This is a genomic window from Actinomadura vinacea, from assembly GCF_039532545.1.
In the GTDB taxonomy this organism is placed as follows: Bacteria; Actinomycetota; Actinomycetes; order Streptosporangiales; family Streptosporangiaceae; genus Spirillospora; species Spirillospora vinacea.
This window is the reverse complement of record NZ_BAAARW010000016.1, coordinates 273,866-287,427: the sequence shown is the minus strand read 5'-3', so window position 1 is coordinate 287,427 and position 13,562 is coordinate 273,866. Positions and strand designations below refer to the sequence as shown.

The 13,562-nt window shown below is 71.2% G+C and carries 10 protein-coding genes; 8 read left to right on the top strand and 2 right to left on the bottom strand.

From position 1 onward, the window contains the following. The first annotated feature begins 35 nt into the window (after positions 1–35). The 4 genes from ABD340_RS22615 (at position 36) to ABD340_RS22600 (ending at position 6,716) form a co-directional block, all read left to right on the top strand. Positions 36–4,112, top strand: a complete 4,077-nt coding sequence (locus ABD340_RS22615) for a P-loop NTPase family protein (RefSeq protein WP_344591378.1) — start codon at positions 36–38, stop codon at positions 4,110–4,112. Positions 4,113–4,251: 139 nt separating this feature from the next. Then, positions 4,252–4,443 (top strand): hypothetical protein, encoded by a 192-nt coding sequence (locus ABD340_RS22610; protein ID WP_344591377.1) that lies wholly within the window; start codon positions 4,252–4,254, stop codon positions 4,441–4,443. 378 nt (positions 4,444–4,821) lie between these two features. After that, entirely contained in the window at positions 4,822–5,439 is a 618-nt protein-coding gene (locus ABD340_RS22605; RefSeq protein WP_344591376.1) for a DUF47 domain-containing protein, read from the top strand. Positions 5,440–5,690: 251 nt separating this feature from the next. Next, entirely contained in the window at positions 5,691–6,716 is a 1,026-nt protein-coding gene (locus tag ABD340_RS22600; protein ID WP_344591666.1) for an inorganic phosphate transporter, read from the top strand. Between the two features lie 221 nt (positions 6,717–6,937). Here ABD340_RS22600 and ABD340_RS22595 read toward each other — a convergent pair whose 3' ends face one another. Next, positions 6,938–8,617: a bifunctional metallophosphatase/5'-nucleotidase gene (locus ABD340_RS22595; protein ID WP_344591375.1), complete on the bottom strand. Its 1,680-nt coding sequence runs from the start codon at positions 8,615–8,617 to the stop codon at positions 6,938–6,940. A 116-nt stretch (positions 8,618–8,733) separates the two neighbouring features. Here ABD340_RS22595 and mshD point away from each other — a divergent pair, with 116 nt between their 5' ends. Continuing rightward, positions 8,734–9,591, top strand: a complete 858-nt coding sequence (mshD, locus tag ABD340_RS22590; protein ID WP_344591374.1) for a mycothiol synthase — start codon at positions 8,734–8,736, stop codon at positions 9,589–9,591. On the opposite strand, the gene ABD340_RS22585 is transcribed toward mshD, so the two are convergent. After that, entirely contained in the window at positions 9,572–10,198 is a 627-nt protein-coding gene (locus ABD340_RS22585) for a hypothetical protein (protein WP_344591373.1), read from the bottom strand. The two genes, mshD and ABD340_RS22585, sit on opposite strands and share 20 nt — an antisense overlap. 271 nt (positions 10,199–10,469) lie before the next feature. Here ABD340_RS22585 and pstS point away from each other — a divergent pair, with 271 nt between their 5' ends. From pstS to pstA, 3 genes are all read left to right on the top strand, one after another. Beyond that, positions 10,470–11,573 carry a phosphate ABC transporter substrate-binding protein PstS gene (gene pstS, locus ABD340_RS22580; protein ID WP_344591372.1) on the top strand — a complete coding sequence of 368 codons (1,104 nt, stop codon included), beginning with the start codon at positions 10,470–10,472 and terminating at the stop codon, positions 11,571–11,573. 98 nt (positions 11,574–11,671) lie between these two features. Next, a complete protein-coding gene (gene pstC / locus ABD340_RS22575; protein ID WP_344591370.1) occupies positions 11,672–12,652 on the top strand; it encodes a phosphate ABC transporter permease subunit PstC in 981 nt (326 codons plus the stop codon). After that, the gene (gene pstA, locus ABD340_RS22570; RefSeq protein WP_425547421.1) at positions 12,649–13,557 is read left to right on the top strand and encodes a phosphate ABC transporter permease PstA; all 909 of its coding nucleotides are present in this window, start codon (positions 12,649–12,651) and stop codon (positions 13,555–13,557) included. Before pstC ends, pstA begins: the two co-directional genes overlap by 4 nt. Positions 13,558–13,562 lie beyond the last annotated feature (5 nt).

Below are 13,562 nucleotides of genomic sequence, written 5' to 3'. Positions count from 1 at the left end.
ATCCGTTCTCGGCGGCAGAGCGGGACACGCGCGCGATGGTGGCGGCCGGATGGTGGCCGTCGGCGCCGCCTCAGCAGCGCCAGCACGCGATCGGGGGACGGCTCCTCGTCCTGCCCGACGGCACCTGGTGGGTATTCGGGGCGTGGGCCAGGTGGTACCGGCTGCACCCCTCCGACGGCCAGTGGTACCTGTGCCCTCCGCCCAGCGCGCCGCAGGTCCGCATGGCGGCCCGGCCCGCCGCCCAGGGCGGCGGGCAGGCGCCCACGCTGCCGCCACATGTCGTCCCTGCGGGCCCGGACTTCTCCTTCGACCCGCCCGCGGCACGGCCGTTCGTTGGGCGCGGGTTCGACAACGACCTGAGCCTGCGCGTGCGCGCGACCGTGGATTCGGCCGCGGCGCTGTCCGTGCAGGAGTACCCGCACTGGTCGTCGCAGTTCAACCCGCAAACGCCCTCGACCGTGGTCGCCTCTTGGGGCGTGATGCAGTGGTGCTGCGCGGCCCCGGTGTTCGACTCGCGCTTCGACGCGCAGATGCTCGACCACTGGAAGCAGTACTTGGCCAAGCCGCTGCCCGATGTGGACGGGCCGCGCTGGCTCACCCCTCCTCCTCTGGAAACCCTGGTCGCGCTTTACGCCGAACGGCTGCGCGCCAGCCGCGTCGACGCGGCAGTGGTCGTGCTGCGGACGATGTGGGCCGTCGCAAGCGCGCTTCGCGAGGACACCCGGTTCCAGATTCGCGCCGACGCCCTGCTGGCCATGCTCAGCGCGACCCTCAGCAACCCGACCGTCGACTACGGGGCGCTGCCCTACGGCGACCAGGCGATCGTGCAGCAGTGGCTCACCCGATGCCCGCCCCACCTGGTGCCCGCGCTGCGGAACGAAAGCTCACCCGGCGATAACTTCCGGCACGCCTTCTACTCTCTCTCTGAAGAGGTCGCGCGTCACGTAGGAGACCCCAGCGACCCCTCCTACATCGAGCCGCGCCTCGTGGCCGCCGCGCTGCTGGCGTCCGACCTGGCCGTCGTCCGGAAGGACGTGGCGGCCAACGTCGTTCCGTGGCTCGACCCAGAGGTTCGCTACACGGTCCAGGCCGTGCTGCACCAGAACGGGCATCCTCTACGGCGCCTATGGCCGGAGGACCTGCGGCTGCCAAGGCCCCTGGGATCGGTCTCTGGAAAGGGCGCCGAGACTCTTCTGGCGACGATGTACGAGCTGGACCTGGCCTGGTGCAAGCTCGCCGGGGGCATGCCCGCGCGGCCCAGGGGCTTCCCCGTCCCGAACGCGGTCGTGGCGGGTCTCATGGGCCGCAGCCGGGTCCGGGCCGCCGCCGGGGCTCCCACCATGGCCCCTTCGTCGCCTGGACGCTCCCAGCAAGCCTCACCACCGCCGCCGCCATACGGCGCCCAGTCGCAGCCCGGGTTCCCTCCAGGGGCTCGTCCGCCGTCGCAGCCTCCGGCGGAGCCGGACCGGCCCTTCGTGCAGCCTCCGGCTCAGCCCCCGGCAGGGCAGCCGGCCGCGTTCGCGCCACCGGACCCTCAGATGGCCAGGTTCTCCGGTTCCGACGGGGAACAGAAGGCGGAGAGCGTCGTTCCGCCGTATACCCAGCTCGGGTTGAACCGGCCCGGCGCGGCGCCTGCCCCCGGGCCTGCGCAGCAGGTGCCGCCTCCGGGGGCCGCTTTCGGCATGCCCGGCGCTCCGAACGCCCCGAACGTTCCGCAGGCACCGCCCAACCCGGAACCGCCGCAGCCGCCCCAGCCGGCGTACAGCCCACCGGCCCCACCGGCCCCGAGCCCGAGCCCACCGGCCCCGAGCCCGCAGGGGTACGCACCGCCTCCAGACTTCCCTTCCCACGAGGAGGAGAAGGCGGAGGAGGACGTCGTTCCTCCCTACACGATGCTCGGATACCAGCCGTCCGGGGCTCCGCAGGCACCCCCCGCTCCGCTTCAGCAGCCTCCTGGGCCGCCGCAGCCCGTCCAGCCCCCGCCCCCAGGGCCGGGTGGCCAGCCGCCTATGCAACAGCCCCCCGCGCAGCAGCCGCAGCAGCCGCCGATGCCGCCGATGCCGCCGATGCCGCAGCAGCCGGCCGCGCATCAGCAGGAGGCCCCGCCGCCCGTCCCCCCGGCCCAGCCCGACAACCATCCCCGCACGCGGGTGCTCGGTGCCGGCGATCTGGAAGAGGCCGCGTCCGAGCAGCAGGCTCCCGGCCCGCCCCCGCCACCGGCCCCTGCCGGAGGCGGCGGCGCCGGTCCGGGGACGCGGATCATGTCCGAGACCATGGTCGGGAACTTCGACTTCCTCGACGACACCCCGTCCCCCGAGACGCCCGTCCACCAGATCCCGCCGCCCAAGGACCGGTCCGAGCGGCGCTCCGTGGAGCGGTTCGGCATCAGCTTCGTCTCCGGTACGCAGGACGCGGGCGAACTGCTCGACGGCCTGCGCGTCCAGGCCGAGCAGTGGAGCCCCCCAGGGGGCGGCGAGGCCATGGAGCAGACCCGGGTGGACGGCGGGCCCGGCCCCGCCACCCGCCTGGACTCCGGCCCCGCGACCATGCTGGACGGCGCCGGCGGCGCCGGCGGGGCGGCCGGTGTGGGCGACGCGACCCGTATCGACCAGGGCCCGTCCCCGAACTCCGGCGTGCCCAACGTGCTGATCGTCGGCGCCCCGCACAGCGGCCAGCGGCGGCTGGCCCGGCTGATCGCCCTGACGCTGGCCGACGCCGGGCTCGGCGACGGCGCGATCCGCGCCCACGACGCCGACGACGTCCGCGACGCCGCCGCCGAGCGGCTGCCGGGCATCCTCACCCGGTCCGGCCCCGCCATCCTGTTCGAACGGCTCGACGTCGCGATCACCGGCGCGGGCGATCCGGTGGCCGCCGCCACCGCGGTGCGCCGGGCCCGCCGCGGCCCCGCCGCCACCGCGCCCCTGATCGCCACCTGCGAGCCGCGCGCGTACAAGCGGCTGCTGCAGGACCATCCGCGCCTGATCGAGGGGTTCCGGGTCTACCGGCTGCCCGACTTCAGCGATCTCGACCGCCGGATGACGCTGCTGCACCTGCTCGCCGACGAGCGGCGGGTCACCATCGGGTCCTCCGCGCTGGAGGCCGCCCGCGCGGACCTCGACCGCCTGCGCGGGCCCGGCGACCTGGTGAACGCCCGGCTCGTGGAGGCCTACCTCGACCAGTCCTGCCAGCGGCATCTCGAGCGGGCCGGCGGCGCGTCCCGGGACCGGCTCGTCCTCACCCCCGACGACCTGGCCGGCGTCGCCGAGGGCATCGAGCCCGCGCTGCGCCCGCCCGGCGACATCGACGGCTACCTGCGCCAGCTCGACCAGCTCACCGGCCTGCGCGAGGTCAAGCAGGCGGTGCGGGAGCTGGCGGAGGAGGCCGGGCTGGCCGCCGACCGGGCCCGGCACGGCGTGGGCGGCGGGGAACCGCTCCACCTGGTCTTCGTCGGCCCGTCCGGTACCGGCAAGACCACGGTGGCCGGGCTGCTCGGCGGCATCTACGCCGCGCTCGGCCTGCTGGACTCCGGGCACGTGGTGGCCTGCCGGCCGGTCCATCTGGCCGGACGCGACCGGATCGACACCGAGGGCCGGGTCGCGAGCATGGTCGAGCAGGCGCTCGGCGGCGTGATGCTGATCCAGGAGGGCTACCGGCTCGACCGCACGCCCGAGGTGGTGGACGAGTTGCGGCGGTGCATGCGCGAGCGCGGCCGCAGGCTCATGGTGGTCTGCTCCGGCCTGGCCCCCGAGATGGAGGGCTTCCTGGCGGGCAACCCCTCGTTCGGCTCCGAGTTCGGCCGGACGCTGGAGTTCGAGGGCATGGGCGACCGCGACCTGGTCGGGCTGTTCCAGACCTATGCCGAGCGCGACCTGTACATCCTGGACGAGGAGCTGCGGGTGGAGTTGCTGGCCCGCTTCGCGGGGCTGCGGGAGGACCCGCAGTTCGCCTTCGCCCGCACCGTCCGGCAGTTGTTCGAGCAGACCGTCGCCCGGCAGGCCGCACGGCTCGCCGGCGCCGACGTCAACGCGGCCACCGTCGCCCGTCTCACCGCCCGCGACCTGCCCGAGTCGCCCCTGGAGCAGATGATGGGAGATTTCCGGGAGCGCGGGTGACCATCGGCGGATAGTCCGCATCCATTCCCCGCGACCGGGAAGACCGGTCATGAGAGTGGCCCGTGAATGGTCCTCTTGGGTCATGTGCCCGCGATGTGCGGGCGCGTAGCCTCGATACGGGTGTGGGGAACGAACGGAGGTGGACGCGGTGCACGCTTTTGACCTGCGTGTCCACGACCGGGTCGCGCTGGACGAGATCGAACTCTATGCCGAGATGCTCAGCGCGGTGGCGGCGGCCGAGCGGCCGCTGACGCTGGCCGAGATCGACATGGTGCTCGGGGTCCGTTCCGTTGAGGCCGGTCGTCGCGAGCTGACGTCACAGGACCGATAGTTCCGTTACGGGCCGGGGTCGCCCCTGAGGCGGTGCACCCCGGCTCTCGCTTTGCTCGACCCCGGCTCCCGCTTTGCCCGGTTTGGCTCCTGTGCGGCCCACTTTTAACACTCCTGTCTCTTCTGTCGTGTTAGTTACCTCACGTCCCACTCGACTACACTTCGTGACCCTATGGTCGCGCAGCATGTTTCCGTTCGGCAAACCGGCCCGCTCCGGGCCGATAGGGGCCTGTCGCGGGCGTGTGCATTGTTGTTCAAGGGGCAATCTTGTAGGTGAGAGGATGGCGGACGGCAGCCGAAGGTGAGGCAAAGGTTCTTTTTACGCCTGGTTGCGCCTACGATCCTCAGCGGACCGTTACGGCACTTCAGGAGTACGAACGTGCGCTTGCGTCTCACGCCGCGTGAGGACAGCTTCTACGACATGTTCGCCGACTCGGCGAACAACCTGGTCACCGGCGCCAGGCTGCTCGTGGAGCTCATCAGCGACGGCGCCGACCGGGAAGCGATCGCGGAGAAGATGCGCGCGTGCGAGCACGCGGGCGACGAGGCGACTCACGCGATCATGCGCCGGCTGAACGAAACCTTCATCACGCCCTTCGACCGCGAGGACATCTACCGGCTGGCCTCCACGATCGACGACGTGATGGACGAGATGGAGGAGGCCGCCGACCTCGTCGTGCTGTACAAGATCGACGAGTTCCCCAAGGGCATCGTGCAAATGGTCGAGGTACTCGAGCGGGCCGCCGAGCTGACCGCCGAGGCGATGCCCCGGCTGCGCTCGATGAAGGAGCTCAACGAGTACTGGATCGAGATCAACCGGCTGGAGAACCAGGGTGACCAGGCCTACCGCAAGCTGCTGGCGCACCTGTTCGGCGGTCAGTACGACGCGCTGACGGTGATGAAGCTCAAGGAGGTCATCGACCGGCTGGAGGAGGCCACGGACGCCTTCGAGCACGTGGCCAACACGGTCGAGACCATCGCGGTCAAAGAGTCATGAGTTCCTCGGGCGAGGTGAGGACCTCCGCGGACGCCGCGGACGCCCCCGTGACCGGCCGCGCCACCGAGGACGACGACAAGGCCGCCCCAGCCCCTGCCCCCGCCGCCGCCGGCTCCGGCGGCGCGGCCGGGCTCGCCGCCAAGACGCCGGTCAAGGACCAGCCGCCGGGCGCCACGCCGACGCTGGCCGAGCAAGCCCGCCGCGGCCCGGTCAGGTTCTGGCCGGTGCTGCTGGTCGGCGTGCTGCTGGTCATGGCGGCGGGCGCGGCCGGGCTGCGTTCGGACGCGCAGACCGCGGTGCTGGTCCTGGTCGTGCTGGTCGCGCTGGTCTTCGACTACACCAACGGCTTCCACGACGCGGCCAACGCGATCGCCACCTCGGTGTCCACCCGGGCGCTGACGCCCCGGGCGGCGCTGCTGATGGCGGCCGTGATGAACATGATCGGCGCGCTGCTGGGCGTCGAGGTGGCCAAGACGGTCAGCGAGGTGATCACCCCGCCGACCGGGCTGCACGGCCTCACCGTGGTCGCCGCGGGCGTGCTGGGCGCGATCACCTGGAACCTGATCACCTGGTACTTCGGGCTGCCCTCGTCGTCCTCGCACGCGCTGATCGGCGGTGTGGTGGGCGCCGGTCTCGCCTCGGCGTCCCAGGTCAGCTGGGACAAGGTGGTCGACAAGGTGGCCATCCCGATGGTGGTCTCCCCGGTCGTCGGGTTCTTCCTGGCCTACCTGGTGATGGTGGGCCTCCTGTGGACGTTCCGGCGCGCCCATCCGAGCCGGGTCGGCCGCCGGTTCCGGATCGCGCAGTCGCTGTCGGCCGCTTCGATGGCGTTGGGGCACGGGCTGCAGGACGCCCAGAAGACCATGGGCATCATCGTGCTGGCCCTGGTCACCACCGGGCACTCCGACGGCGGCACCGTCCCGCTGTGGGTGATCGTCTCCTGTGCCGGGGCGCTGTCGCTGGGCACCTACGCGGGCGGCTGGCGGATCATGCGGACGCTGGGCCGGAAGGTGATCGAACTGGATCCGCCCAAGGGGTTCGCCGCCGAGGCGACGGCCTCCGTCATTCTTTACGCGGCCGCCTACATCTGGCACGCTCCAATCTCCACCACCCACACGATCACCTCGTCGATCATGGGGGTGGGGGCGACCAAGCGGCTGTCCGCGGTCCGCTGGGGCGTGGCCGGCAACATCGTGATCGCCTGGGTGCTGACGATGCCGATGGCCGCCGCCGTGGCCGCCGTCGTCTACTGGCTCGTCCACCTCTTCGGCGCCTGACCGGCGGCGGTTGACCGGCGTGCCAGTCGACGATCCGCTCGACCCCGCGGGACGGCGAGAACAACATCTGGTACCGCGCGCTCCCGGCGGGCTGCCGCGAGGCCGACAGCGTGCGCGTCACCAAGACCGCGCCCTGAACGCCGCGTCCTGAAAAGCAGTGCCCTGAGAACGCTGGTGGCCGGTGAGGACGAGCCCCACCGGCCACCGTTCCCGCCGGTCCTCTACTGACCGGAGATGCGGTTCAGGGCGGGCGGCGCGACCGGGGAGTTCGCGCCGAAGTACGCGACGAACGCGTCCAGGTCGATCGGCCCGAGCACCTGGTCCTTCCCCTCGGTGAACGTCGTGAAGCCGTCCCCGCCGCCGAGCAGGAAGTTGTTGGCGGCGACCTTGTAGGCCGCGGCCGGGTCCACGGCCGCGCCGTCCACCGTGATGCCCGAGACGCGGTCCCCGACCGGCTTGCTCCGGTCGATGGTGAAGCGCAGCGTGGCCGAGGGCTGCAGGATCTTCTCGCCCGAGCCGGTCCACTGCTGCTCCAGCAGCTTGTCGAGCTGCGCGCCGGTCAGCGACACCACGCCCATGACGTTGTTGAACGGCTGCACCGCGAACGCCTCGCCGTAGGTGACGACGCCGTCGCCCTCGGAGCCGGACGCCTTGTGCACCAGGTCGGTCCGCACGCCGCCGGGGTTCATCAGCGCGATCCGCGCGCCGTGCTCCTTCATCGACGCCAGCTGCGCGTCGGCGATCACGTCTCCGAGCGCGGTCTCACCGGAGGGCGAGGCGGCCCGGGTCAGATCGGCGGTGATGTTGCCGATCGGCTTGTTCGCGATCGCCGAGACCCGGTCCTTCCACGTCTGGACGAACCGCTCGGTGGACGGGTCCGCCGGAACGTCCCGGGTGACCACGTGGTTGTCGCCCTTCAGGGACGACCGCACGACGTCGCCGCTGCGCCGGTCCACCTTGAAGTCGACCTGGCTGACGACCCGTCCGAACGACGACCCGGACGAGTACAGCCGGGGCCGTCCCGCGGGGTCGGTCACCGAGCACATGTACTGCTGGTGGGTGTGCCCGGACAGCACCGCGTCGATCTCGGGGTCGGCGTCCTTGGCGATGCGGGTCCCGGCGCCGGGGACGACCCCGCACGCGTCGGGCCGCTGCCCGGCCGGCGTCTGGTCGCCCTCGTGGACGAGCACGACCATCGACCGGACGCCCCGCTTCTTGAGCTCCTTGGCCGCGCGGTCGGCCGACGCGACCTCGTCGTCGAAGGTGAGCCCCTTGATGCCGTCGGCGCTGACGATCGACGGGGTGGTCTTGGTGACCAGCCCGATGAACCCGACCCGGACCCCGTTGATCTTTCGGATCGTCCAGGGCTTGACGGCCGGCTTCTTGTCCTGCTCCGTCAGCACGTTCGCGCCGAGGTAGTCGAACTTGGCGCCCTTCCACTCGCCCGCCGGGGAGCAGCCGTCGACCGGGTGGCAGCCGCCGTTCTGGATCCGCTGCAGCTCCCGGTAGCCCTCGTCGAACTCGTGGTTGCCGACCGCCGACGCGGTGACGCCCACCTTGCCGAGGAACTCCACGGTCGGCTCGTCGTGGTACGCGGCGGAGATCAGCGGCGTGCCGCCGATCATGTCGCCCTGCGCCACGGTCAGCGTGTCCCGGTTGGCCAGCCGCTTGAGGTGGGTGGCCACGTAGGCCGCGCCGCCCGCGGGGACGGACGCGCCGTTCTCGTCGATGGCGGTGCCCGAGCCGCCGGACGGCGGCTCCAGGTTGCCGTGGAAGTCGTTCAGTGACAGCAGCCGGACGGACGCGGTGGGGGCGGGCCCTGCCGCGGCCGGCTGTGCGGCCACCGCCACCGCGGCGGCCGCCGCGGTGGCACACGCCAGGATGATTCGTCTTCGAGTCATGCGGGCACCGTAGGAGAACGCGGCGTCTCCTTGCCTGCGCCTCCATGACGTTTGCATGTCGGTTTGATCAGACGGTCGGGAACGGTTGACGGGCGCGGCCGCATAGGCTGGCGATCATGAGCGAGGCACGGCTGACCGGATCCGAGATCACCCAGGTGCTCGCCCTGGTGGAGGCCGCCACGGCGGCCGACGGGGTGGGGCCCCTCTCCGAGCACGCGCTGCTGCGCCTGCGCGACGGCGGCCACGGCCTGACGGTCGGGTCCGGCGGGATCGTCGGGTACGCCCATCTGGACCCGGCGACCGAGGACGAGAGCGCCTCCGCCGAACTGGTCGTCCACCCCGCCCATCGCCGCCAGGGCCACGGCCGCGCCCTCCTGCGCCGCGTCCGGGACGAGGCCGCGGGCCCGGTCCGCGTGTGGGCGCACGGCGATCTTCCCGCGGCCGCCGGGCTCGCCGGATCCGAGGGCCTCGCGCGCGTCCGGGCCCTGTTCCAGCTGCGCCGCCCCGCCGCCGCCCCGCTGCCCGAGCTCAAGGTCGCCGACTCGGTGCGGCTGCGCACCTTCGTCCCGGGCCGGGACGAGGAGGCCTGGCTGGAGGTCAACCGCCGCGCCTTCGCCGACCACCCGGAGCAGGGCGCGTGGACGCTCGACGACGTCCGCCGGCGCGAGGGCGAGCCGTGGTTCGACCCGCTCGGCTTCTTCCTCGCCGAGAACGACCGGGGCCTGCTCGGCTTCCACTGGACCAAGATCCACCCGGACGGGCTGGGCGAGGTCTACGTGGTGGGCGTCGACCCGGACGCCCAGGGCCTGGGCCTGGGCCGCACCCTCACGCTCGCGGGCCTGCACCACCTGCGGCGCGAGGGCGTCCCGCAGATCCTGCTGTACGTGGACGAGTCCAACACCTCGGCCGTCCGCCTCTACGAATCGCTGGGCTTCACCCGCCACACCGTCGACGTCATGTACGGCACTCCCTGACGGGTTCGCAGGCGGTCTTCAGCAGGCCGGCCACGGTCAGCAGATCGCGGACGCGGAAGTACTCGGCGTCCGCGAACCCGGACGGACGGTTCCGCAGACGGCGTTCCAGCTCCTCACGGCAGACCTGGAGGGTCTCTCGATCCGCCGGGGCGAGTCCGCCCTCGGACGCGAGGCAGGCCGCCACGCAAGCGGCCAGGGCCCGTGCCGTCTGGTCCTTGCGGGTGAGGAGGGCCGGCAGTTGGCTGCCCTGCCAGTACCGGACGGCATGTAGGGCGGCCTCCTGCGGGGCGCCGTACCAAATGGTGGGGCTGAACGGCCCTGACCAGCGTGGCTTGCGGTGCCCCTCGCGCTTGGCGTCGCGGCGGGCCTGGTCGTACTCCCGGATCGCGGCGTGCCAGGCGGCGCGGCTGGACTCGATGAGGGCCAGGGCGCGGAGCAGCGCCGCCTCGTCGCGTTCGAACGGGCCGGCCTTGGCCTCCAGGTAGTCGAGCGTCGCGTGGAAGCCGATCGGCCGGTAGAGCTGGACGCAGGAGCGGAGCGCCGATGCGCGCCAGGCCTGTGGTAGTGAGGGGTCGCGGACCTTGCGGGCATGGACGGTGAAGCTCATGGTCCTCCGTGAACGCTCAACTGTCCGAAACGCCAGGTATGCCCCACCTTGAAGTGGCATGTGACCTGCGCTGTTTACCCGCTGTCTATGCCCCGGTGAGGCAACCTTCGCAGCGTCTGTGCTTCACGTTCATTCTCCGTTCACCTGGATCGGGGTGGCTGGTCACCTCCCGTGCCTACCGTCGCAGACGACGGTGGCCCCCTTACCTGGACAAACCTATCCAGCGCCCCCGCTCGGGACACCCTTACCGAACTTTAGAGGAGACCTACCGGTGAAGAACGGTTCTCGGCTTGCCGCCCTCGGCGGTGTGGTCGTTGCGGGCGCGCTCGCGCTCAGTGCCTGCGGGAGCGACAGCAACCAGGGCGGCAACACGGCCAACGTGCCCGCCGGCGACATCGACTGCGCCAAGGCCACGGTGAACTCCGCCGGGTCCAGCGCGCAGAAGAACGCCATCGAGGAGTGGACCAAGATCTACTCGCAGAAGTGCGCGGGCGCGAACCTCAACTACAACCCGAGCGGATCGGGCGCGGGCATCGAGGCGTTCACCCAGGGCCAGGTGGCGTTCGCCGGCTCGGACTCGGCCCTCAAGCCCGACGAGGTCACCGCCGCCAAGCAGCGTTGCCAGGGCAACAACGCCGTCAACCTGCCGATGGTGGTCGGCCCGGTCGCGGTGATCTACAACGTGCAGGGTGTGAACGGGCTCCAGTTGTCCCCGGAGACCATCGCCAACATCTTCTCCGGGAAGATCAAGACCTGGAACGATCCGGCGATCGCCAAGGAGAACTCGGGCGCCCAGCTGCCCAGCACCCCGATCAAGCCGGTCTACCGCTCCGACGAGTCCGGCACCACCGAGAACTTCACCAAGTACCTCAAGGCCACCGCGCCCAAGGCGTGGACCTTCGAGCCGGCCAAGAAGTGGGCCGCCTCGGCCGGACAGGGCGCCGCCAAGTCCGACGGCGTCACCGCCCAGGTGAAGAACACCGCGGGGACCATCTCCTACGTGGAGATGTCCTACGCGGAGACCAACAAGCTGTCCACCGCCAAGGTCAAGAACGGTGCGGGCGAGTACACCGCGCTGTCCGCCGACAGCGCGTCCAAGGCCGTGGCCGGAGCCAAGGTCGTCGGCACCGGCAACGACGTCGCCCTGGAGATCGACTACGCCACCAAGGAGGCGGGTGCCTACCCGATCGTCCTGGTGACCTACGAGATCGCCTGCGAGAAGGGGCTGCCGTCCGAGCAGGCCCAGTTCGTCAAGTCCTTCCTGACCTACACCGCCAGCGCGGACGGCCAGAAGGTCCTGACCAACATCGGTTACGCCCCGGTGCCCGCCCAGGTCCTGACCAAGGTGCAGGGCTCGATCAAGGCGCTGTCCTGACGCACGATCCCGACGACGACCGCCCCGCCACCGCTCAGTCCGGTGGCGGGGCCGCCGCGGGTTCCGACGAAGCCGCAGTCATCCGAGGAGGCTCTCCCGTGACCACCGAGACCGGCGTCAAGACGGCCGCCGGCGCCAAACATCGCGCCCTCGACCGGCGCATGAGCACCGGACGCGCCGGAGACAAGATCTTCGTCGGCGCGGCGCGCGGCTCGGGCATCATCGTGCTGGTGATCATGGCCGCCATCGCGGTGTTCCTGATCTGGAAGGCGATCCCGGCGCTGCGCGACAACCAGGCGAACTTCCTGACCTCGGAGGCCTGGGACCCCAACGCCCAGCCGCCCAAGTTCGGGATCGCGCAGCTGGCGTTCGGAACCGTGGTCTCCTCACTGCTGGCGATGCTGATCGCCACCCCGGTCGCGATCGGGATCGCGCTGTTCATCTCCTTCTACTCGCCGCGCCGGGTCGCGTCCGGGCTCGGCTACCTGGTCGACCTGCTCGCGGCCGTGCCCAGCATCGTGTACGGCCTGTGGGGCCTGATCTTCCTCTCCAAGCACATGGAGGGGATCAGCGGCTTCCTCAACAGCGTGCTCGGCTGGATCCCGCTGCTCGGCGGCGACAGCCCCGGCAAGAACTCGATCTTCACCGCGTCCGTGGTGCTGGCCATCATGATCCTGCCGATCATCTCCTCGATCTCCCGGGAGGTGTTCCTGCAGGTGCCGCAGTCGCACATCGAGGCGTCGCTGGCGCTGGGCGCCACCCGCTGGGAGATGATCCGGATGTCGGTGCTGCCCTACGGCCGCTCCGGCATGATCGGCGCCTCGATGCTCGGCCTGGGCCGCGCGATGGGCGAGACCATCGCGGTCGCGATGGTGCTGACCTTCGTGCCCGGCATCAACTGGCACATCCTCGAGGACGGCGGCGCCACCTTCGCCGCCAACATCGCCAACAGCTTCGCCGAGGCCTCCCGCACCGGCCAGGGCGCCCTCATCGCCTCCGGCCTCGTCCTGTTCGTGATCACCCTGCTCGTCAACATGGCCGCGCGCGCCGTCGTCGCGCGCCGCAAGGAGTTCGTGTGACCTCCGTGTCGACCGCCCCGCACAAGAGGGGCTCGCAGCTGACCTCAGTCTCCACCGGCCGCAAGGTCAAGGACCGGGTCGTCCAGGTCCTGGTGTACTGCGCGTTCGCGCTGGCCGTCATCCCCTTGCTGTCGGTGCTGTGGACCGTGATCACCAACGGCCTGGCCCGGCTGGACGGCACGTTCTTCTCGTTCTCCATGAACGGGCTGAGCGGCCGCGACGCGGGCGGCGGCGCCTACCACGCGATCATCGGCACCCTCGAGCAGGTCGTCATCACCAGCGTGATCGCCGTGCCGATCGCCATCCTCACCGCCATCTACCTGGTCGAGTACGGCAACGGCGGCCGCCTGGCCCGCACCATCAGCTTCTTCGTCGACGTCATGACCGGCATCCCGTCGATCGTCGCCGGCCTGTTCATCCTCGCCCTCTGGCTGCTCACCTTCGGGTTCGAGTACTCCGGATTCGCCGGCGCCCTCGCGCTGACCATCCTGATGATCCCCACCGTGGTCCGGGCCACCGAGGAGATGCTCAAGCTGGTGCCCAACGACCTGCGCGAAGCCTCCTACGCGCTGGGCGTCCCGCGCTGGCGGACGGTCTGCTTCGTCGTGCTCCCCACCGCGCTCACCGGCATCGTCACCGGCGTCATGCTGGCCGTCGCCCGCGTCATGGGAGAGACCGCCCCGCTACTGCTGACCATCTTCTTCACCAAGGCGATCAACACCAACCCGCTCGAGGGGCCGCAGGGCTCCCTGCCCACCTTCATCTGGGAGCAGGCGTCCGACCCCAACCAGAACTCCATCGACCGGGCCTGGGCCGGCGCCCTGGTGCTCATCCTGATCATCATGCTGCTGAACCTGGGCGCACGCCTGGTCGCCCGGTTCTACCGCCCCGCCGGCGGACGCTGACCGAA

Excerpts from the sequence above, each read along its gene's own strand:
- ABD340_RS22600 (WP_344591666.1), top strand. The coding sequence starts at position 5,691 with ATGGCGGCGGGCGCGGCCGGGCTGCGTTCGGACGCGCAGACCGCGGTG.
- mshD (WP_344591374.1), top strand. The coding sequence starts at position 8,734 with ATGAGCGAGGCACGGCTGACCGGATCCGAGATCACCCAGGTGCTCGCC.
- ABD340_RS22585 (WP_344591373.1), bottom strand. The coding sequence starts at position 10,198 with ATGAGCTTCACCGTCCATGCCCGCAAGGTCCGCGACCCCTCACTACCA.
- ABD340_RS22615 (WP_344591378.1), top strand. The coding sequence starts at position 36 with ATGGTGGCGGCCGGATGGTGGCCGTCGGCGCCGCCTCAGCAGCGCCAG.
- ABD340_RS22595 (WP_344591375.1), bottom strand. The coding sequence starts at position 8,617 with ATGACTCGAAGACGAATCATCCTGGCGTGTGCCACCGCGGCGGCCGCC.